Source organism: Micromonospora sp. USAFONa4, assembly GCF_057197825.1.
This window is the reverse complement of sequence record NZ_CM170072.1, coordinates 2,788,427-2,806,595: the sequence shown is the minus strand read 5'-3', so window position 1 is coordinate 2,806,595 and position 18,169 is coordinate 2,788,427. Positions and strand designations below refer to the sequence as shown.

Sequence of the window (18,169 nt, the reverse complement as noted above, 5' to 3'; positions counted from 1 at the left end):
GCGCCACCGGCGTCCGGACCGCGGCCGGCGGGAGGCCGTCGCGCCGGGCCCGTCAGAGGACCTTGCCGGGGTTGAGCAGGCCGGCCGGATCGAGCGCCGCCTTGATCGCCTGATGCACGCGGACGCCCACCGGGCCGATCTCGCGGGCGAGCCAGTCGCGCTTGAGCAGGCCCACGCCGTGCTCGCCGGTGCAGGTTCCGCCCAGTTCGAGGCCGAGGCGCATGATCTCGTCGAACGCGCGCCGGCCGCGTTCGAGGCTCGCCGGGTCGGCCCGGTCCACCACGATGTTCGGGTGCATGTTGCCGTCGCCGGCGTGGCCGACCACGCCGATGGTCACGTCGCACTCCACCGCGATCCGGGCCACCCCGTCGAGCAGCGCCGCCAGCGCGCCCCGGGGGACCGCCACGTCGTCGATGACCAGGCCGCCGTTGCCGCCCGGGTAGGTCTCCGCCGCGAACTTCTCCATCGCCGGGTGCGCGAGCCGGCGCGCCTGCAACAGGGCCGCCGCCTCCACGGCGTCGGTGGCCGCGTAGACCTCGTCGGCGCCGGCCGCCTCGCAGACTGCGGCCAGGCCGGCCAGATCGTCGGCCGCGCGGGAGCCGGTGTCGGCGGCGGCCAGCAGCAGCGCCTGGGCGTCGGTCCGCAGCCCCATCGGACGGTACGCCTCGATCGCCCGCAGGTGCGTCCGGTCGAGCAGCTCCAGCAGGCTGGGGGAGAGCCCCCGGGCGGCGATCTCGGCCACGGCCGCGCCGGCGGCGGCGGTGGACGGGAAGACCGCCACCATGGTCAGCGACTCCGCCGGGGCGGGCCGCAGCGCCACCGTCACCTCCGTGATCACCCCGAGGGTGCCCTCGGAGCCGACGAAGAGCCGGGTGAGGTCGTACCCCGCCACCCCCTTGGCGGTACGCCGACCGGTGCGCAGCACCTCGCCGGAGGCGAGCACCACCTCCAGGCCCAGCACGTACTCGGTGGTGACGCCGTACTTGACACAGCACATGCCGCCGGCGTTGGTGGCGACGTTCCCGCCGATCGTGGACGACTCCCACGAGCCCGGGTCGGGCGGGTACCACAGCCCCTGCTTCGCCACGGCGGCGGCGAGCGTCGCGTTGACCACGCCGGGCTGCACCACGGCGATCCGGCTCACCGGGTCGATCTCCAGCACCGCGTCCATCGCGACCATGCTGACCACCATCGCGCCGTCGACGGCGTTGGCCGCGCCGGCCAGCCCCGTGCGCGCCCCCTGCGGCACCACCGGCACGCCGTACCGCGCGGCCGCCCGCAGCGCGGCGGCCACCTGTGCGGTGGTGCGGGGACGGACCACGACCAGGGGCGCACCGGCGGCGCAGAGGTCGGCCTCGTCCCGCTCGTGCATCCGCAACAGGTCCGGGTCGGTCAGGACGGCGTCGTCGCCGAGCGCCGCCCGCAGGTCGTCGAGGAGGGGGGATCCGGCCATGTCGCCGAGGCTACGGTCGGTCCCGCGCGATCACCAACCGGTCCCCGGCGCGGGGTACCTTGGCCGGCATGCTCTACCTGGACCGGCCCGCCTGGCCGTGGCGGGGGCGGCTCTGGTCCCACCTGATCAGCGACGTCTCCCCCGCCGAGCTGCACGCCTTCGCCGAGATGCTGGGCGCGCCCCGCCGGGGGTTCGACCGGGACCACTACGACATCCCGGCCGACCGGTTCGCGATGGCGGTCTGGCTGGGTGCCCGGGTGGTGCCGAGCCGGGAGCTGGTGCGCCTGCTCCGGCAGGCCGGGCTGCGCCGCCCCAAGCACCTGGCCCGCCCGCGTGGGGCGGGGGCGGAGGGCTAGCGGAGCGTGGACAGTTCGCGGGCCAGGTTGGCGCGGGCCCGGGGCTCCCAGCGCCGTGCCAGCGGCGGCAGCCGGAACAGCGCCGGCAGGGCGAGCAGCCCGGCGAGCACCCGGGCGCGGCCGGCCCGGAAGTCGGGCTCGGGCACGTGCGCGTACTCCCGTCGGATCGCCGCGGCGTAGCGGTCGTACGCCTCGGGCGGCGTCGCCAGGACGGCGAGGTCGGCGTCGCAGAGCAGCGCACCGTCGGCGTCGCCCGGCTCCACGGCGTGCCCGGCGGTGAGCAGCACCAGCCGGCGCACCTCGGCCACGGCGTCGGCCGGCAGGCCCGCCCGGGTGAGCAGCGTCCCGGCGAGCGCCGCGCTGTCGCGCTCGTTGGCGTCGCCCCCGGCGCGCGGGTCGTAGACGGCGTCGTGGCACCAGGCCGCGAGGCGCACCAGGTCCGGTCGCCCGGCGGCCGGCGCGTGGGCGTCGACCACGTCGAGGACGGCCGTCAGGTGGTCGACGTCGTGGTAGTGCCGGTGCGGTTCCCGCCAGCGGGCCAGCAGGTCCTCGCCGACCCGGGTCAGCTCCGCCGCGTCGGTCATCCCGGCGCCCCGGGCCGCGGCCCGCCACCGGTCGAGAAGGTCGACCACCCGGCCGAGTCTGCCCTACCGCCGTCGCCGGCGAGGATTCACCCGGCGCGGCACGGGTAGTCCCCGCCATGGCCGTGGCCCGGGACCGTCGACCCTCACTGGTGCGACGCGCCATACTGCGCGACCGGGGCAAGGAACTGGACGCGGCCCGGGTCGCCGAGGCCGTGAAGACGTTGCGGCACCGCAGCAAGACCACCCTGCACGACCGCCTGCACCGGCTGCGGATGGCGATGGGCCTCGCCGTGCAGGCCGGCCTCGCCGCCGGACTGTCCTGGCTGGCGGCGCACGAGCTGCTCGGCAACCCGCAGCCGGTCTTCGCGCCGATCTCCGCGGTCGGCACCCTCGCCGCCTCGGTCGGCCAGCGGTTCCGCCGCACGGTCGAGTTGATCGTCGGAGTGGCCATCGGGGTCGCCGTCGGCGACTTCCTCATCTACCTGCTCGGCACCGGCCCGTGGCAGCTCGGGCTGGTGGTCACCCTGGCCATCATGCTGACCATCTTCGCGGGCGCCAGCGTGGCCATCGTCATCCAGGCGGCGGCCACGGCGGTGCTGATCGTCACGCTCAGCCCGTCGACCGAGAACCTGGAGATCCCCCGGTTCATCGACGCGTTCGTCGGTGGCGGCATCGCGCTGCTGGTCACCGCGATCCTGCTGCCGCTCAATCCGCTGCGGGTCATCAACCGGGCCGCCCGGCCAGCCCTGGACCTGCTCGCCGCCCAGCTCGACGTGACCGCGGAGGCCCTGCGGGACCGGGACCGGGACAAGGCCCAGCGGGCCCTGGACCGGCTCCGCAACAACCAGGAGGAGATGACCGCCTTCACCGAGGCCATCGAGGGGGCGAAGGAGACCACCACGCTCTCGCCGGCCCGGTGGCACCGGCGCGACGAGCTCACCCACTACGCCGAGGCCGCCGACCCGATCGACCGGGCGATGCGCAACGCCGGCACGCTGACCCGGCGCGCGGTGACCCTGATCGAGGACGAGGAGCCCATCCCGGAGACGATGCCGGACGCGGTCGCCCATCTCGCCGAGTCGGTACGCCTGCTCAAGCACGAGTTCGCCGTCGGCGAGGAGCCCGAGCAGGCCCGGGAGCGGGCGCTGCGCGCGGTCAGCGAGGCCGGCCGGGCGTACGCCGACGGGGTCGGCTTCTCCGGCAGCGTGGTGATCGCGCAGGTGCGGACCACCGCCAGCGACCTGATGGTGGCCTCCGGCATCAGCCAGGAGGAGGCGAACCGCGGGGTCCGGCAGTCCTTCGGCGACCAGGACCGGCCGGGCGGCGAGGGGGAGCGGGACGACGCCCCGAAGCCGCCCGCCGCCCCGCCGCTCGGCTGACCCGCACCCCATCGGCCCGCCCAGGCCCGCGGGCGGGTGACCGCACCACCCGTGTGGGACCCGCCCAGGCCGGCACGGCGCGAGCGGGTGACCCTATCCCCGTCGACCCGGTCAGGTCCGCAGGGCGCGGGCCAGGCGGCGGACGGCCTCGTCCATGAGGTCGGGTGGGGCGGCGGCGTAGGTGAGGCGAAGGTGGGGGGCCGGGGGTTCGGCGGCGTACCAGGGGCGGCCGGGGAGGACGATGACGCCTTGGGCGGCCGCGGCGCCGGCCAGCGCGACGTCGTCGGTGCCCTCCGGCAGGCGTACCCAGAGGTGCATGCCGCCGCGCGGGACCGGCTGCCGGGCCAGCTCCGGCAGGTGCCGGCGGAGCGCGGTCAGCAGGGCCTCGCGGCGGGTCCGCAGGGCGGTGCGCAGGGCGCGGCGGTGGCGCGCCCAGGCCGGGGTGGTGACGAACTCGATCGTGGCCTGTTGCAGTGGCCCGGCGACGAAGAAGTCGTCGAGCAGCCGGGCCGCCCGCAGCCGGGCGCCGGCCGGACCGCGGGCGCCGATCGCGGCGACGCGCAACCCGGGAGCGGTCGACTTGGTCAGCGAACGCAGGTAGACGACGTGCCCGTCGGGGTCGTCGGCGGCCAGCGGTGGCGGGGCCTGGCCGTCGATGGTGAGGTCGCGGGCGTAGTCGTCCTCGATGAGGAACGCCCCGGCGTCGCGTACGGCCTCGGCGACCCGGGCCCGGCGGTCCTCCGCGAGCGTCGCGCCGTGCGGGTTGGCGTGCAGCGGCTGGCAGTAGAACAGCCGGGCGCCGGTGCGGGCGAACGCGGCGGCGAGCTGGTCGGGGCGTACCCCGTCTGCGTCGGCGGGCACGGGCACCACCCGGAGGCCGGCCGCCCGGGCGGCGGCCAGCGCGCCCAGGTAGGTCGGCGACTCGACGAGGAGGGTGTCGCCGGGCGCGGCGAGCGCCCGCAGCGCGGACGACAGGGCGGCCTGCCCGCCCGGGCAGACCACCATGTCCTCGGCGCGCAGCCCGGCCCCGGACTCGCGGGCGAACCAGGCGCGCAGGTCTTCGCGCCCCTCGGCCGGCCCGCGCTGCCAGGACGCGGGCTGCCGGGCGGCACGGGTGAGCGCGGCCCCGAGCGCGGCGGCGGGTTGCAGCTCCCCGTCCAGGTAGCCCCCGGACAGCGGGATCGCTCCGGCGGGCGGTAACGCCAGTAGCGCCTGCATCTCGTCCTCGCCCGGCCGGCGGGGGCCGAGCGCCACGGTCTGCCACGACAGGTCGGGGGCGCGCCACTCGCGTGGCGGGGCGGCCACGAAGGTGCCCCTGCCGGCCCGCGTCTCGACCAGCCCTTGAGCCACGAGCTGGCGGATGGCCTCGGCGACGGTGACCGGGGAGGCCTGGTGGCGGGCGGTCAGCTCGCGCACCGAGGGCAGCCGCGTGCCGGGATCCGCGGCAGCCGCGAGCCCGCGCAGGTCTTGGACGACGCGGTCGGCTGCGTTACCGTCATTCATGAACGGGAACAGTAGCGCTACTGTCAGGACCACGGTAACGGCGGACCGGACGGTCGGTCTCGCCCTCGGCGCGCTGGGCGTGCTCGCCTTCAGCATGTCGCTGCCCGCGACCCGCGTCGCCGTGCAACAGCTCGACCCGTGGTTCGTCGCCTTCGGCCGGGCCGTCGGCGCGGCGCTGCTGGCATGGGCGTACCTGCGATCCACCGGCGCCCCGCGGCCCACACGCGGGCAGTGGCGGCGGCTGACGGTCGTCGCCCTCGGCGTCGTCGTCGGTTTCCCGCTGTTCACCTCGCTGGCGCTCAGCACCCAGACCTCCGCGCACGGCGCGGTCGTCATCACCGTGCTGCCCGCCATGACCGCCGTGTTCGCGGTGCTGCGGGCCGGCGAGCGGCCGCCGCCGCTGTTCTGGGCCGCCAGCGCCGGCGGTCTGCTGGCGGTGCTCACCTTCCTCGGCGCCAGCGGCGCGGTACGCGGGGCCCTCGCCCCGCCCGACCTGTTCCTGCTCGCGGCGGTCGTGCTCTGCGGCCTGGGGTACGCCGAGGGCGGCGCGCTCGCCCGCGAGCTGGGCGGCGCCCGGACGATCTGCTGGGCGTTGCTGCTCTCGCTGCCCGTCACCGTCCCCGTCATGGTCGTCGCCGCCGTGGCCGCCCCGCCGCAGGCCGACCCCGTCGCCTGGTCGGCGTTCGGCTACCTCACCGTGGTCTCCATGTTCCTGGGCTTCTTCGCCTGGTACGCGGGCCTGGCCCGGGGCGGCATCGCGCAGGTCGGGCAGATCCAGCTCGCCCAGCCGGTGCTCACCCTGGCCTGGTCGGCGCTGCTGCTCGGCGAGGCCGTCACCCCTGCCTCGATCGCGGCGGCGGTGGCCGTGCTGGCGTGTGTGGTGCTGATCCAGCGCACCCGCGACCGCGCGCCGGCACCCGCGGTGGGGAAGGCCTGACGGGGACGGTGCGGGGGCGCACAGGAGTCGGCCGCCCCGCCGGCCCGGGGGAGTGGGCCGGCGGGTGCCCCCGGTCGGTCAGGCCAGCGCGGCGAGGGCGGCGAGCAGCCGGTCCACGTGCCCGGTCGTGCTGCCCAGGCCGATGCTGGCGCGCAGGGCGGTCGGCGGCAGGTCCCGCCGGCCGGCGCGGGCGGCCGCCTCGTCGAGCAGCCGCCGGGCCAGCGGGTGGGCGCAGAAGAGGCCGTCGCGCACCCCGATGTCGTACGTCGCCGCGAGCTCCGCCGCCACCTCCGTCGAGTCCCGGCCGGCCACCACGAACGACACGATCCCCACCCGGGGCGCCGTCGGCCCGAACATGCGCAGCTCCAGCACGTGCGGCAGGGCCGCGAGGCCCTCGCGCAGCCGGGTCAGCAGAGCCTGCTCGGCGTCGTGCAGGGCGTCCCGGTCCGCGTCGGCCAGCGCGGCGCAGACCGCCGCCAGGGGGACCGCGCCGAGCAGGTTCGGGGTGCCCGCCTCGTGCCGGGCCGGGCCGGTCGCCCACCGTACGTCGTGGGTGGCCGCCCCGACGTGGCTGGTGGCACCCCCGCCGGCCAGGTACGGCGGCGCGGCGTCCAGCCAGTCCGCGCGCCCGACGAGCACCCCCGCGCCGAACGGGGCGTACAGCTTGTGGCCGGAGAGCGCGACGTAGTCGACGTCGAGGGCGGCGACGTCCACCGGCGCGTGCGGGGCGAGCTGCGCGGCGTCCACCGCGATCCGGGCGCCGTGCCGCCGGGCCACCCGGGCCAGCTCGGCCACCGGCCAGCGCTCCCCGGTCACGTTGCTCGCGGCGGTCACCGCCACCAGCACGGGCGGGCCCTGCTGCGCGCTGCGGGGGCCCGACGGATCCGGCCTGCGCAGCTCGCCGAGCGCCGCGTCCAGCGCGCGGACCGCCCCGGCGGGATCCGGGGGCACCGGCAGCCGCACCGAGCCACGCGGCCAGGGCAGCAGGTTGGCGTGGTGCTCCCCGCCGAAGGTGACCACCGTCGTGCCGGCGGGCAGCGCCCGGGCCAGCAGGTTCAGCGCGTCGGTGGTGTTGCGGGTGAAGACCACGTGGTCGTCGGCGCGGGCGCCGAGGAAGTCGCCGACCGTCTGCCGGGCGCGCTCGTAGGCGAGGGTGCAGCGCCGCGACAGCGCCCCGGCGCCGCGGTGCACGCTGGCGTACCAGGGCAGCAGCTCGGCCACCGCGTCGGCCGCGGCCCGCGCGCAGGGCGCGGTGGCCGCGTAGTCGAGGTTCACCTGGCCGGGTACGCCGAGCACGTCGAGCGGATCGGCGACGGCGGGCGGCTGCGGCGCGGGCGGGGGTGCGAGGGTGACGGTCATGGGCCGACCTCCGGGTCCAGGGACCCCGGGTGGGCGCACACGGGCGGGGTCCGCGCTTGCCCGGCACGCGATCGGGCCGGGCCCGGTCATCACCCGGGGCACCCCACCGCGAACTCGACGAGGGTTGCCGGCCAGCAAGCCGGGGCTTGACGCTGGCGCTCGTGACCTGCCCGCAGCATAGCCGGGTGAATGCGGCCGGAACAGGCGGCCGGGGATGGCTACGCTGACCGCATGGCCGACACCCCGCCCGGCGCACCCCTGCCGCCGTCGCCGACCGCGCCCGCCGTTCCGCCGCCCGGTGGGGCGGGGCCCGGGATGCCGCTGCGCCGGTTGGGGTGGCGTCGGGCCCTGGTGCTGGCCGGCGCCGTCCTGTTCATCGCGGCGTGCGCGCTGTTCATGCTCTTCACGCTGGGCGAGAACCTGGGCGCCGAGGCGCTGCTGATCGGCGTGGCCGCCGCGATCCTCCCGGTTCCGGTGCTGGTGGCCTGTTTCCTCTGGCTGGACCGCTACGAGCCGGAGCCCCTGAAGTACCTGATCTTCTGCTTCGCCTGGGGCGCGTTCGTCTCCACCGCGGCCTCGCTGACCGTCAACGAGTTCTCCGCCGGGCTGTTCGAGGACTGGGGGCTGCCGACCGCGCTGACCGCGGTGCTGGTCGCGCCGTTCATCGAGGAGTTGACCAAGGCCCTCGGGCCGATCCTGCTGCTGATCTTCCGCCGGCGGGAGATCTCCGGGATCACCGACGCGCTGGTCTACTGCGGGCTCTCCGCGATCGGGTTCGCCATGGTGGAGAACATCCTCTACCTGGGCGGCCACGGCTACGCCAGCGGCGCGGAGCGGTACGGGCCGGCGACCGGCACCCAGCAGGTCATCGCCATCTTCATCGTCCGGATCCTGCTCTTCGGCTTCGCCCACCCGCTCTTCACCTCCATGACGGGGGTGGGGCTGGGCATCGCCGCGCGCACCGCCAGCCGGTGGGTCCGGGTGCTCGCCCCGCTCGCCGGCCTGCTGCTGGCGATGATGCTGCACGGGCTGTGGAACCTGCTGCCGACGCTCACCCAGGCCACCGGACAGGCCTTGATCATGCTGTACGGCTTCATCGGCGTGATGGTGCCGGTCTTCTTCGCCATGGTCGGGCTCGCCCTGTGGCTGCGGGCCTGGGAGGGGCGGCTCACCGAGCGGATGCTCCCGGACTACGTGCGGGCGGGCTGGCTGACCCCGCCGGAGGTGGCGGCGCTGAGCAGCCTGGGGCGGCGGCACGCGGCCCGGGTGTGGGCCAAGCGGGTGGCCGGCGACGGCGGGCTGAGGGCGATGCGCGGCTACCAGTTCGCGGCGACCCGGCTGGCGCTGCTGCGCGACGGCGCGCTGCGCGGCCTGGACCGGCGTCCGGTGGACCGGGAGCGGACCGCGCGGGAGGAACGGGAGCTGCTGGAGGCGATCGGCGCGTACCGGTCGTTCTTCGTGGGCCGGGACCCGCAGGTGCCGGCGGGGATCTGGGACGGGCACCGCTACCACCTGCGGTTCCCGGACGGCACGCAGCGGTCGGTCGAGGCGCCGGACGAGCCCGTCGTGCCGATCCCGGTGGTGCTCGTCCCGCCGCCCCCGCCGCCGGCCGGCTTCGGCCCGCCCGGCTGGTACGGCCAGCAGCCGCCGGCGCCGTGGCACCCCGGCCGCCCCTGAGCCCGGTCGTCAGGTCATCAGGCTGGTGAGGAAGTCACCGAGGCCCTGCGCCATCGCCATCAGTCCCGCCCCGATGGCCTTGAACATCTCCGCCGCGCCCTCCGGCCGGAAGGCCATGAAGTAGATCAGGAACGCGACGCTCCCCCAGAGCAGAATCTTCTTCACGAGTACCGGCATCGCGTCCCTCCCCAGGGCCGGTGATGCGGCTGGCTTCCCGGCGGGGGGCGACGCAAACGGCACCGGCGCCCTCATCCGGGCGGGCGGGGCGGGGTGGGCTCAGAGGTAGAGGCCGGTGGAGTCGTTCTCGACCCGCTCGGCGGCCACGGCGTGCACGTCGCGTTCGCGCAGCAGCACGTACCCGCGGCCGTGCAGTTCGACCTCGGAGCGGTCGTCGGGGTCGAAGAGGACCCGGTCGCCCGAGACGATGGCGCGCACGTTCGGCCCCACGCCCACGGCCGTGGCCCAGGCCAGCCGCTTGCCCACGGCGGCGGTCGCCGGAATCACGATGCCGGCGGTCGATCGTCGCTCACCCTCGCTCCCCTCCATCCGCACCAGGACACGGTCGTGCAGCAGGCGGATCGGCAGCTTGGAGTCGAGATTCTGGTCGGCGGTCACGCCGCAGACGCTACCGTGTCCCGGTCGGCGGGCCGTGGGCGGTTACGCGCCGGGGGCCGGGGGCAATGTGTGGCGGACCTGCCCTACGGTGGCGTCGTCGGACGTATCCTGTCCGCCCACCGGCGTGGGCGGGCCGGTCTCTTGCCAGGAGGTGCGCTTGAGCCGCTTCGAGCAGATCCGCGGACGGCTCCGTCGCGCGTACGAGTCGGGCCGGGAGGCGGCGCGGGCACGCCGTACGGATCCGGCCGACGGCCCCGAGTCGGCCGGCGTGGCCTCGCCGACGTCCCCCGGCCCGGTGGCGGCGCCGTCCGCGACCGTGGTCGGCGCCCCGCCGCCCGGGGCGATGCACAACTCCACCTCCAGCCGGGACGACGCGGACGTGCCGCACGCGTTGCGGATCGCCGCCGCGTGGTCCTGGCGGCTGATCGTGATCGGCGTCGTGGCCTGGGCGCTGCTGAAGGTCGTCGGCACCGTCCGGATCGTGGTCATCCCGCTGGCCGTCGCGCTGCTGCTCTCGGCGCTGCTCGCGCCGGCGGTCGGCTGGCTGCTGCGGGCCCGCCTTCCCCGGTCCATGGCGACGGCGGTGGTGCTGGTGGGCGGCCTGGCCGCGGTGATCGGGACGCTGACCCTGGTGGTGAACGAGTTCATCCAGGGCGTGCCGGAGCTGAGCAAGAAGTCCTCCGAGGGCGTCCGGCAGATCCAGGACTGGCTGAAGACCGGCCCGCTGCACCTCTCCGACGGCCAACTCGACAACTACATCGAGGAGGGCCAGAAGTGGATCAACAACAACACCGAGAAGTTCACCAGCGGCGCCCTCTCCACGGCCGCCACGCTGGCTGAGGTGCTGACCGGCACGCTGCTGGTGCTCTTCGCCACGTTCTTCTTCCTGCGCGACGGCAACAAGATCTGGCGCTTCCTGGTCCGGCTCCTGCCGGTGGCCGCCCGCTGGAAGGTCGACGACGCCGGGCGGGCGTCCTGGGCGACGCTGGTCGCCTACGTCCGGGCGACCGTGCTGGTCGCCTTCATCGACGCGGTCGGCATCGGCGTCTTCCTGGTCATCTTCGACATCCCGTTCGCCTTCCCGCTCGCCGCGCTGGTCTTCCTCGGTGCGTTCATCCCGATCGTCGGTGCGACCCTGTCGGGCGTCGTCGCGGTCCTGGTCGCGCTTGTCGACAGCGGCCCGGTGACCGCGCTGATCATCCTCGGCGCGGTGATCGGGGTGCAGCAGGTGGAGGGGCACCTCCTCCAGCCGCTGATCATGGGCCGGGCGGTGGCCATCCACCCGCTCGCGGTCATCATCGGCATCGCGGCCGGCGTGGTCCTCGCCGGGATCACCGGCGCGCTGGTCTCGGTGCCGCTGATCGCCGTGCTCAACACGGCCGTCCGCCGCCTCGCCGCCCGCACCGTTCCGGACACCCCGCCCGACGCCGTCGTCGTCGCCTCCCAGGCGCCCTGACGGGTCAGACCTTGGCGAGGCGGTCGAGGGCGCCCCGGGCGACCTCCGGCCGGGTGGTGTACCAGAACGGCGGCAGCGACCGGCGCAGGAACGGCCCGTAGCCCCGGGCCGTCTCCAGGCGCGAGTCGAGGACCGCCACCACGCCCTTGTCGCCCGTCGACCGGATCAGCCGCCCCACCCCCTGGGCCAGCCGGATCGCGGCGATCGGCACGCTGACCGCCGCGAAACCCGACCCCCCGCCGGCGTCCACCGCCGCGGCCCGCGCCGCCGCCAGCGGCTCGTCCGGCCGGGGGAAGGGCAGCCGGTCGATGACCACCAGCTGACAGGAGTCGCCCGGCACGTCGACGCCCTGCCAGAGCGACATCACCCCGAACAGGCAGCTGGACTTCTCCTCCCGGAACCGGCGTACCAGCAGCGGCAGCGCCTCCTCACCCTGGAGCAGGACCGGCAGGTCGGTCCGCGCGCGCAGCAGCTCCGCCGCCTGCTGCGCGGCCCGCCGGGAGGAGAAGAGGCCGAGGGTACGCCCGCCGAGCGCGGTGACCAGCTCGAGCAGTTCCTCGCCGGCCGCGTCGGGCAGCCCGGAGACGCTGGGCCGGGGCAGGTGCGCGGCGACGTACAGGATGCCCTGCCGGGGGTAGTCGAACGGCGAGCCGACGTCGAGGGAGCGCCAGCCCGGCCCCGAGGTGGCCGGCGCCACCGCCGCGACACCCTGTGCGGCGCCGTCCTGCGCCCGGCCGCCCTGGGCCGCGCCGCCGTCGGACGGTCCGGTGCCTCGTGCCGGTGCGGCGGTGCCGGTGCGCCCGGCCGACCGGGCGGCCATGGCGGCGGCGGCCGGTGACGGCGGGTCGGCCGGGGGCGCCTCCAGGCCCAGTGCCCGGGCCACCGTGTCGAACCGGCCGCCCAGCGTCAGCGTCGCCGAGGTGGCGACGACCGTGCGCTCCTCGTACAAATGGGTGGCGAGCGTGCCGGCGACCGAGAGGGGCGCGACCACCAGCGCCCGGCGACCGGTGTTGTCGTTCTTCTCCACCCAGGCGACGTCGTGGTCGGCCTCCTCCAGCAGCCGCTGCGCGGTGGCCGAGAGCTCGTCGAGCACCGCCTTGGCCTGCTGCTTGCGCACCGGATCCGGGTCGTCGGACTTGACGTCGCCGATCGCGTCGAGCGCCGCCCGGGTGGCCGCGTCGAGCAGGGTGCACGCCTCGTGCAGCGGGGACGGCAGCCCCGAGGTGATCCGCCCGGCCGGTGCCTCGGCCAGCCCGACGGCCAGGGCGTCGCCGGCCGCCGTCAGCGACTCGGCGACGTCCGGTCGCAGCAGCGGGCGGGCCCGCTTCGCGGAGCGGTCGATCAGCTCCGGCACCAGCTCGGCCTGCGCGGCGGAGGAGACCCGGTCGGCCAGCTCGTGCGCCTCGTCGACGATGAGCAGCTTGTGCGGCGGCACGATGTGCCGGCCGGCCAGCATGTCCACCGCGAGCAGGCTGTGGTTGGTGACCACGATGTCGGCCTCCCGGGCGCGGGCCCGGGACGCCTCGGCGAAGCACTCCGCGCCGAACGGGCAGCGGGACGCGCCGACGCACTCCCGGGCCGGCATGGAGACCAGCCGCCAGGCCTGGTCGTCGACGCCCGGGTCCAGCTCGTCCCGGTCGCCGGTGTCGGTCTTCTCCGCCCAGTCGCGCAGCCGCTGCACCTGCTTGCCGAGCCGACCCGCCTCGCCGAGCCACTTCGTGCCGCCGCCGGGGCGCGCAGCCGGGGCGTCGAAGAGGGTGTCCTCCGGCTCGTCCTCGGTGGAGTTGTCCAGCCGGGCCAGGCAGAGGTAGTGGTGCCGCCCCTTCAGCACCGCGAAGGTGGGCCGCCGGCCGAGCACCGGCTCCACGGCGTCGGCGAGCCGGGGCAGGTCGTGGTCGACCAGCTGGGACTGCAGCGCCAGGGTGGCCGTGGAGACCACCACCGGGCCGTCCACGGTCAGCGCGGGCGTCAGGTAGGCCAGCGACTTGCCGGTGCCCGTGCCGGCCTGCACCAGCAGGTGCTCCCGCGCCTGCACGCACTCCTCAATGGCGGTCGCCATCTGCTGCTGGCCGGGACGCGCCGCCCCGCCCGGCACCGCGCCGACCGCGGCGGCGAGCAGCTCCACCCCGCTCGGCCGGGCGCCCCGCCGCCGGCCTCCGGTGCGGGGCGAGGGGGCGGCGGAACCGGTGGCGAGGCGCGGAGTCACCGTGCGACGGTACCCGCCGTCCCCGACACCGGCCGCGCCGATCCGGGCGTGGCGTCGTCACGGTACGGTCTCCCACCGACCGCGTCCGGTTACTTCCGTGCGGCGACGGATGGGCGGTATCGGTTAGGGTGCGACTCATGCCGAGCGACGTGGTCCGCGTGATCTACCGCAAGTACGACGGCAGCGCCCACCGCGACTACCCGGCCCGCCGGCTGGCCGAGGACGAGCTCGGCGTCTGGCTCGGCGTGACCGAGGGCACGAAGTCCGTCTACCACGGCCGGCCGTCGGTGGAGCAGATCCCGTTCGTCCTCCTGGTGCCGCACCACGCCTGGTGGACCGGCATGTTCAACCCGCCGCCCCGGACCAGCGAGGTCTACTGCGACATCGCCAGCCCGGCCCGCTGGGAGGACGACGACACCGTCCACCTCATCGACCTCGACCTCGACGTGGTGCGCCGCCGGACCACCGGCCTGGTGGAGCTGCGCGACGAGGACGAGTTCGCCGAGCACCGGGCCCGCTTCGGCTACCCCGACGACGTGGTGGCGCAGGCCGAGGCGGCGGCCCGGTGGCTCCTCGACGCACTGGGCGACGGCACCGAGCCGTTCGCCACGTCGTACCGGAAGTGGCTGGCCCTGGTGGTCTGACCCGCCGGCGCCGGCCCCGGGCCGTCACCAGCGCGGCGGCCAGCCGCCCTCCTCCGTCAGCGGCGGCAGGTCGCCCAGCTTCTCCGGATTGAGCTGGTGGAAGACCCCGGTCACCCGGCCCTCGTCCACCGTGAGGGCGGCCACCACCCGCAGCGGTCGCCCGTCCGAGTGCCGGGTCTCCAGGTGCAGGCCCTCGACGCCGTCGACGAGCACCCGACGCGAGCGCAGCGTCCCGCCGTAGCGCCCGGCACGCCCGAACAGGCCCAGGAGGAAGCGGGCCACCGCGTCGGCCCCGAGCACCGGCCGCCGGGCCGCCGGGAAGTGGCCGCCGCTGTCGCCGACGGCGACCACGTCCGGGGCGAGCACCCGCACCAGCGCGGCAAGGTCGCCCGACTCGACGGCGGTCACGAAGGCGGCGAGCACGTGACGCTGCTCGACCGCGTCGGCGGTGTGCCGGGGCGCGTCGGGCGCGTGCACCGCCCGGCGGGCCCGGGAGGCGAGCTGGCGGGCGGCGGCGTCCGTCGTACCGAGCACCTCGGCGATCTGGGCGAACGGCACGGCGAAGACGTCGTGCAGCACGAAGGCCACCCGCTGCTCCGGCGCGAGGCGTTCCAGCACCACCAGCAGGGCGGTGCCGACCTGATCGGCGCGGACCGCCCGCTCCGCGGGGTCGGGCGCGAAGCCGTCGGGGCGCGGGCCCTGGTCGAGCGGCGTCACCACCGGCTCCGGCAGCCACTGGCCGGGGTACGCCTCCCGCCGTACCCGCGCCGAGCGGAGCACGTCGAGGCAGATCCGGGCGCAGGTGGTGGTCAGCCAGGCGCCGAGGTGCCGGATCTCGGCGCGGGCCGCCGGGTCGGCGAGCGCGGCCGCGTACCGCAGCCAGGTCTCCTGCACGGCGTCCTCGGCCTCGCTGCGGCTGCCCAGCATCCGGTGCGCCACCCCCAGCAGCCGCCCCCGCTCGGCCTCGAACTCCGTCACCATCTCCCGCACGCTGCCCCCGCTCCACTGCCGGGGCGCGACCGCCCCGCCCGCCCGCGATTCTCCCGCCCCGACCCCCACACCCCCAAGACCGCCGTCGATCATGCAGTCGTGGTGCCCCGCGTAACGGACCAAGCAGGCGATTCCGCCCACCGCAAGTGCATGATCGACGGCTCATGGTGGTGGGGGCGCGGGCGGGGTTGGCGGGCGGGTGGGGCGGATGTGGGTGATGATCCGGTGATGCGAGGGGTCGAGGGGAGCGGCGTGGGCCGCGATGCCGTGGGTCGGGCCGACGTCGTCGTGGGGCCGGTCGGAGGGACGATGCGGGAGCTGCTCCGGGTGGCGCCCGGCGGGGCGGTCGATCTCGGGGCGGTCGATCCCCGGTCGACGCCCGGGCTGCCGGGGCGGGAGGTGACCGGCCCGCAGCGCAAGGAGTGGGCCCGTGGCCAGCTCACGCTGCTCGGCGCGGAACTGGGCAGGCAGCAGGAGATGCTCTTCGCCGAGGCCAAGGCCCGGCAGTCGGCCCGACCCGTCGGCGCGGCGGCCCGTGGGGCGGGCGGGCGCCGGGTGCTGCTGGTGCTCCAGGCGATGGACAGCGGGGGCAAGGACGGCACCGTCAAGCGCGTGGCCGGCGCGATGAACCCGCTGGGCCTGCACGTCCGCTCGTTCGGCCCGCCCACCCCCGAGGAACTGCGGCACGACTTCCTGTGGCGGATCCGGCGGGCGCTGCCGCCGCCCGGGTACGTCGGGGTCTTCAACCGCTCGCACTACGAGGACGTGCTCGTGGCGCGCGTCGAGTCGCTGGTGCCCGAGTCGATCTGGCAGGCCCGGTACGACGAGATCAACGCGTTCGAGCGGGAGCAGGCCGACGCCGGGGTGGCCTTGGTGAAGGTGTTCCTGCACATCTCGTACGCCGAGCAGGGCCGGCGGCTGCTGGAGCGGCTGGACGAGCCGCGCAAGCACTGGAAGTACGACCCCTCGGACGTCGACGCCCGCGCCCGCTGGGACGACTACCAGGCCGCGTACGCCGAAGCCCTGGGCCGGTGCGGCACGGACGCCGCGCCCTGGTACGTGGTGCCGGCGGACCGCAAGTGGTACCGCGACTGGGCCGTCGCGCACCTGCTCCGCGAGACGTTCGACACCCTCGATCTCGGGTATCCGCCTGCCGGTTTCGACGTCCGGCGCGAACGGGAGCGGCTGCTGGGATCGGAGAGAACGGCGTAGGTGAACAGCAGGTGAACGACCGGTGAATGTGGCCTGACCTGGGGGAGGCCGCGCGATTCCCGGTTCCGTCGTTTTCTAGCATTCCCAGGCGGGCACCCTCCGGGCGACCGCCACCCTTCCACCGACACGACGAGGTCCGTGCTGTGAAGTTTTCCTTCCGCCCGAACGAGGGCGCCTTCTACGAGCTCTTCACCAGGGCCGCGCAGAACCTGGTGAAGGGCACCGAGCTGCTCAACGAGCTGGCCCTGCCCGGGGTGGAGGTGCAGTCGGTCAGCGAGCGGCTCACCGAGGTGGAGCACGACAGCGACCAGATCACCCACGAGCTGTACAAGAAGATCAACTCGACCTTCATCACGCCGTTCGACCGGGAGGACATCTACCGGCTCGGGTCGCTGCTCGACGACGTGATGGACCACCTCGAAGCGGTCGGCAACCTGCTCTACCTCTACGGCCTGACCAAGCTCCCCTCGCTGCCCCGCGAGATGCACGAGATGGTCAACGTCCTGGACGCGCAGGCGAAGCTGACCGCCGACGCGATGCCGCGCCTGAGGTCGATGAAGGATCTCGAGGACTACTGGATCGAGTGCAACCGGCTGGAGAACGACGGCGACCAGGTGTACCGGATGCTGCTGGTCCGCCTCTTCTCCGGCGAGTACGACGCGCTGACCGTGCTGAAGATGAAGGAGGTCGCCGACGAGCTGGAGGCCGCCTGCGATGCCTTCGAGCACGTGGCCAACACCGTCGAGACCATCGCGGTCAAGGAGTCCTGATCCTGTGAGTCCCGAACTCATCGCCGTGCTGGCGGTGATCGCGGTGGCGTTGGCGTTCGACTACACCAACGGCTTCCACGACGCCGCCAACGCGATCGCGACCAGCATCTCCACCCGGGCGCTCACACCCCGGGTGGCCCTGGCCATGGCGGCGGTCGGCAACTTCATCGGCGCCCACTTCGGCGCCGAGGTCGCCAAGACCGTCGGCAGCGGGCTGGTGAAACTGCCCACCGGCACGGCGAGCCTCGGCATCGTCTTCGCCGGCGTGATCGGCGCGATCGTGTGGAACCTGGTCACCTGGTACTTCGGCCTGCCGTCGTCCTCGTCGCACGCGCTGATCGGCGGCCTGGTCGGCTCGACCGTCGCCGCGTCCGGCACGGTCCTCTGGACCGGCATCGGGGAGAGTGTGATCATCCCGATGGTCCTCTCGCCGATGGTCGGCTTCGTGCTCGGCTACATCGTCATGATCGCCGTGCAGTGGATCTTCCGGAAGGGGCACCCGGGCCGGCTCAACCGTGGCTTCCGCTGGGCGCAGACCGCGTCCGCCGCCGCCATGTCGGTCGGCCACGGCATGCAGGACGCCGCCAAGACCATCGGCATCGTGGTGCTCGCCCTCTACGTCGGCGGCTACCAGGACGACCCCAGCTTCATCCCGGAGTGGGCGTTCTGGACGTCGGCCGCCGTGCTGGCCGCCGGCACGTACGCCGGTGGGTGGCGGATCATCCGGACCCTGGGTCGTAAGATCATCGACCTCCGGCCGCCGGAGGGCTTCGCCGCCGAGACCGTCGCCAGCGGGGTGCTCTACTTCAACGCGCTGGTCCTCGGCGCGCCGATCTCGACGACCCACACGATCACCTCGGCGATCATGGGCGTCGGCGCCACCAAGCGGCTCTCCGCCGTCCGGTGGGGCGTGGCCGGCAACATCGTCGGGGCGTGGATCCTCACCTTCCCGGCCGCCGGCTCGATCGGCGCCCTGATGTACTTCCTGGTCCGCCCGCTCTTCAGCTGAGGCCGAGCGGCCGACGGTG

Annotated in this window: 16 protein-coding genes, 2 pseudogenes and 1 riboswitch; of the genes and pseudogenes, 9 read left to right on the top strand and 9 right to left on the bottom strand. The window is 75.2% G+C overall.

What is annotated here, in order from left to right; translation table 11 throughout:
* Positions 1-52: 52 nt before the first annotated feature.
* The gene (locus tag AC0OO9_RS12155; protein WP_484517303.1) at positions 53-1,453 is read right to left on the bottom strand and encodes an FAD-binding oxidoreductase; all 1,401 of its coding nucleotides are present in this window, start codon (positions 1,451-1,453) and stop codon (positions 53-55) included.
* Between the two features lie 68 nt (positions 1,454-1,521).
* Here AC0OO9_RS12155 and AC0OO9_RS12150 point away from each other — a divergent pair, with 68 nt between their 5' ends.
* On the top strand, positions 1,522-1,809 hold the full coding sequence (locus tag AC0OO9_RS12150) for a DUF4031 domain-containing protein (RefSeq protein WP_484517302.1): 288 nt from the start codon (positions 1,522-1,524) through the stop codon (positions 1,807-1,809).
* On the opposite strand, the gene AC0OO9_RS12145 is transcribed toward AC0OO9_RS12150, so the two are convergent.
* Positions 1,806-2,441: an HD domain-containing protein gene (locus tag AC0OO9_RS12145; protein ID WP_484517301.1), complete on the bottom strand. Its 636-nt coding sequence runs from the start codon at positions 2,439-2,441 to the stop codon at positions 1,806-1,808. The genes AC0OO9_RS12150 and AC0OO9_RS12145 overlap by 4 nt on opposite strands.
* 74 nt (positions 2,442-2,515) lie before the next feature.
* Between AC0OO9_RS12145 and AC0OO9_RS12140 the strand changes: the two genes are divergently transcribed.
* The gene (locus tag AC0OO9_RS12140) at positions 2,516-3,772 is read left to right on the top strand and encodes an FUSC family protein (RefSeq protein ID WP_484517927.1); all 1,257 of its coding nucleotides are present in this window, start codon (positions 2,516-2,518) and stop codon (positions 3,770-3,772) included.
* Between the two features lie 111 nt (positions 3,773-3,883).
* On the opposite strand, the gene AC0OO9_RS12135 is transcribed toward AC0OO9_RS12140, so the two are convergent.
* Positions 3,884-5,275: an aminotransferase-like domain-containing protein gene (locus AC0OO9_RS12135; RefSeq protein ID WP_484517300.1), complete on the bottom strand. Its 1,392-nt coding sequence runs from the start codon at positions 5,273-5,275 to the stop codon at positions 3,884-3,886.
* Here AC0OO9_RS12135 and AC0OO9_RS12130 point away from each other — a divergent pair.
* Positions 5,274-6,212, top strand: coding sequence for a DMT family transporter (locus tag AC0OO9_RS12130; RefSeq protein WP_484517299.1), 939 nt, complete (start codon positions 5,274-5,276; stop codon positions 6,210-6,212). The two genes, AC0OO9_RS12135 and AC0OO9_RS12130, sit on opposite strands and share 2 nt — an antisense overlap.
* A gap of 78 nt (positions 6,213-6,290) precedes the next feature.
* On the opposite strand, the gene AC0OO9_RS12125 is transcribed toward AC0OO9_RS12130, so the two are convergent.
* Complete coding sequence (locus AC0OO9_RS12125; RefSeq protein ID WP_484517298.1) at positions 6,291-7,571, bottom strand: aminotransferase class V-fold PLP-dependent enzyme; 1,281 nt, start codon at positions 7,569-7,571, stop codon at positions 6,291-6,293.
* 47 nt (positions 7,572-7,618) lie between these two features.
* Positions 7,619-7,738, bottom strand: a riboswitch (SAM riboswitch).
* Between the two features lie 22 nt (positions 7,739-7,760).
* Between AC0OO9_RS12125 and AC0OO9_RS12120 the strand changes: the two genes are divergently transcribed.
* The gene (locus AC0OO9_RS12120; RefSeq protein ID WP_484517297.1) at positions 7,761-9,248 is read left to right on the top strand and encodes a PrsW family intramembrane metalloprotease; all 1,488 of its coding nucleotides are present in this window, start codon (positions 7,761-7,763) and stop codon (positions 9,246-9,248) included.
* A gap of 9 nt (positions 9,249-9,257) precedes the next feature.
* On the opposite strand, the gene AC0OO9_RS12115 is transcribed toward AC0OO9_RS12120, so the two are convergent.
* Together AC0OO9_RS12115 and AC0OO9_RS12110 are read right to left on the bottom strand one after the other, a co-directional pair.
* A complete protein-coding gene (locus AC0OO9_RS12115) occupies positions 9,258-9,425 on the bottom strand; it encodes a hypothetical protein (RefSeq protein WP_165947924.1) in 168 nt (55 codons plus the stop codon).
* A gap of 99 nt (positions 9,426-9,524) precedes the next feature.
* Positions 9,525-9,863 carry a GroES family chaperonin gene (locus AC0OO9_RS12110; RefSeq protein WP_121400053.1) on the bottom strand — a complete coding sequence of 113 codons (339 nt, stop codon included), beginning with the start codon at positions 9,861-9,863 and terminating at the stop codon, positions 9,525-9,527.
* Between the two features lie 88 nt (positions 9,864-9,951).
* On the opposite strand from AC0OO9_RS12110, the gene AC0OO9_RS12105 reads away from it, so the two are divergent.
* Positions 9,952-11,319, top strand: a complete 1,368-nt coding sequence (locus AC0OO9_RS12105) for an AI-2E family transporter (protein ID WP_484517296.1) — start codon at positions 9,952-9,954, stop codon at positions 11,317-11,319.
* A gap of 4 nt (positions 11,320-11,323) precedes the next feature.
* On the opposite strand, the pseudogene AC0OO9_RS12100 reads toward AC0OO9_RS12105, so the two are convergent.
* Together AC0OO9_RS12100 and AC0OO9_RS12095 are read right to left on the bottom strand one after the other, a co-directional pair.
* A pseudogene (locus AC0OO9_RS12100) lies at positions 11,324-12,019 on the bottom strand (ATP-dependent DNA helicase); the annotation flags it as partial.
* 153 nt (positions 12,020-12,172) lie between these two features.
* A pseudogene (locus AC0OO9_RS12095) lies at positions 12,173-13,593 on the bottom strand (ATP-dependent DNA helicase); the annotation flags it as partial.
* A gap of 69 nt (positions 13,594-13,662) precedes the next feature.
* On the opposite strand from AC0OO9_RS12095, the gene AC0OO9_RS12090 reads away from it, so the two are divergent.
* Positions 13,663-14,169, top strand: a complete 507-nt coding sequence (locus tag AC0OO9_RS12090) for a DUF402 domain-containing protein (RefSeq protein ID WP_484517295.1) — start codon at positions 13,663-13,665, stop codon at positions 14,167-14,169.
* A gap of 24 nt (positions 14,170-14,193) precedes the next feature.
* Here the strand turns inward: AC0OO9_RS12090 and sigJ are convergent, their stop codons facing one another.
* Entirely contained in the window at positions 14,194-15,150 is a 957-nt protein-coding gene (sigJ, locus tag AC0OO9_RS12085; protein WP_484517294.1) for an RNA polymerase sigma factor SigJ, read from the bottom strand.
* Between the two features lie 318 nt (positions 15,151-15,468).
* Between sigJ and AC0OO9_RS12080 the strand changes: the two genes are divergently transcribed.
* The 3 genes from AC0OO9_RS12080 to AC0OO9_RS12070 all read left to right on the top strand — a co-directional run bounded on the left by AC0OO9_RS12080 (position 15,469) and on the right by AC0OO9_RS12070 (position 18,150).
* Positions 15,469-16,371: a PPK2 family polyphosphate kinase gene (locus AC0OO9_RS12080; RefSeq protein WP_421458525.1), complete on the top strand. Its 903-nt coding sequence runs from the start codon at positions 15,469-15,471 to the stop codon at positions 16,369-16,371.
* Between the two features lie 143 nt (positions 16,372-16,514).
* Positions 16,515-17,141 carry a DUF47 domain-containing protein gene (locus AC0OO9_RS12075; protein WP_132239991.1) on the top strand — a complete coding sequence of 209 codons (627 nt, stop codon included), beginning with the start codon at positions 16,515-16,517 and terminating at the stop codon, positions 17,139-17,141.
* Between the two features lie 4 nt (positions 17,142-17,145).
* A complete protein-coding gene (locus AC0OO9_RS12070; protein WP_132239992.1) occupies positions 17,146-18,150 on the top strand; it encodes an inorganic phosphate transporter in 1,005 nt (334 codons plus the stop codon).
* Positions 18,151-18,169: the final 19 nt, after the last annotated feature.

Bases quoted from the DNA above. Each gene is read 5' to 3' on its own strand.
- AC0OO9_RS12155 (WP_484517303.1), bottom strand. From the start codon at position 1,453: ATGGCCGGATCCCCCCTCCTCGACGACCTGCGGGCGGCGCTCGGCGAC.
- AC0OO9_RS12150 (WP_484517302.1), top strand. From the start codon at position 1,522: ATGCTCTACCTGGACCGGCCCGCCTGGCCGTGGCGGGGGCGGCTCTGG.
- AC0OO9_RS12130 (WP_484517299.1), top strand. From the start codon at position 5,274: ATGAACGGGAACAGTAGCGCTACTGTCAGGACCACGGTAACGGCGGAC.
- AC0OO9_RS12135 (WP_484517300.1), bottom strand. From the start codon at position 5,275: ATGAATGACGGTAACGCAGCCGACCGCGTCGTCCAAGACCTGCGCGGG.
- AC0OO9_RS12125 (WP_484517298.1), bottom strand. From the start codon at position 7,571: ATGACCGTCACCCTCGCACCCCCGCCCGCGCCGCAGCCGCCCGCCGTC.
- AC0OO9_RS12120 (WP_484517297.1), top strand. From the start codon at position 7,761: ATGCGGCCGGAACAGGCGGCCGGGGATGGCTACGCTGACCGCATGGCC.
- AC0OO9_RS12115 (WP_165947924.1), bottom strand. From the start codon at position 9,425: ATGCCGGTACTCGTGAAGAAGATTCTGCTCTGGGGGAGCGTCGCGTTC.
- AC0OO9_RS12090 (WP_484517295.1), top strand. From the start codon at position 13,663: ATGCCGAGCGACGTGGTCCGCGTGATCTACCGCAAGTACGACGGCAGC.
- sigJ (WP_484517294.1), bottom strand. From the start codon at position 15,150: ATGGTGACGGAGTTCGAGGCCGAGCGGGGGCGGCTGCTGGGGGTGGCG.
- AC0OO9_RS12080 (WP_421458525.1), top strand. From the start codon at position 15,469: ATGCGGGAGCTGCTCCGGGTGGCGCCCGGCGGGGCGGTCGATCTCGGG.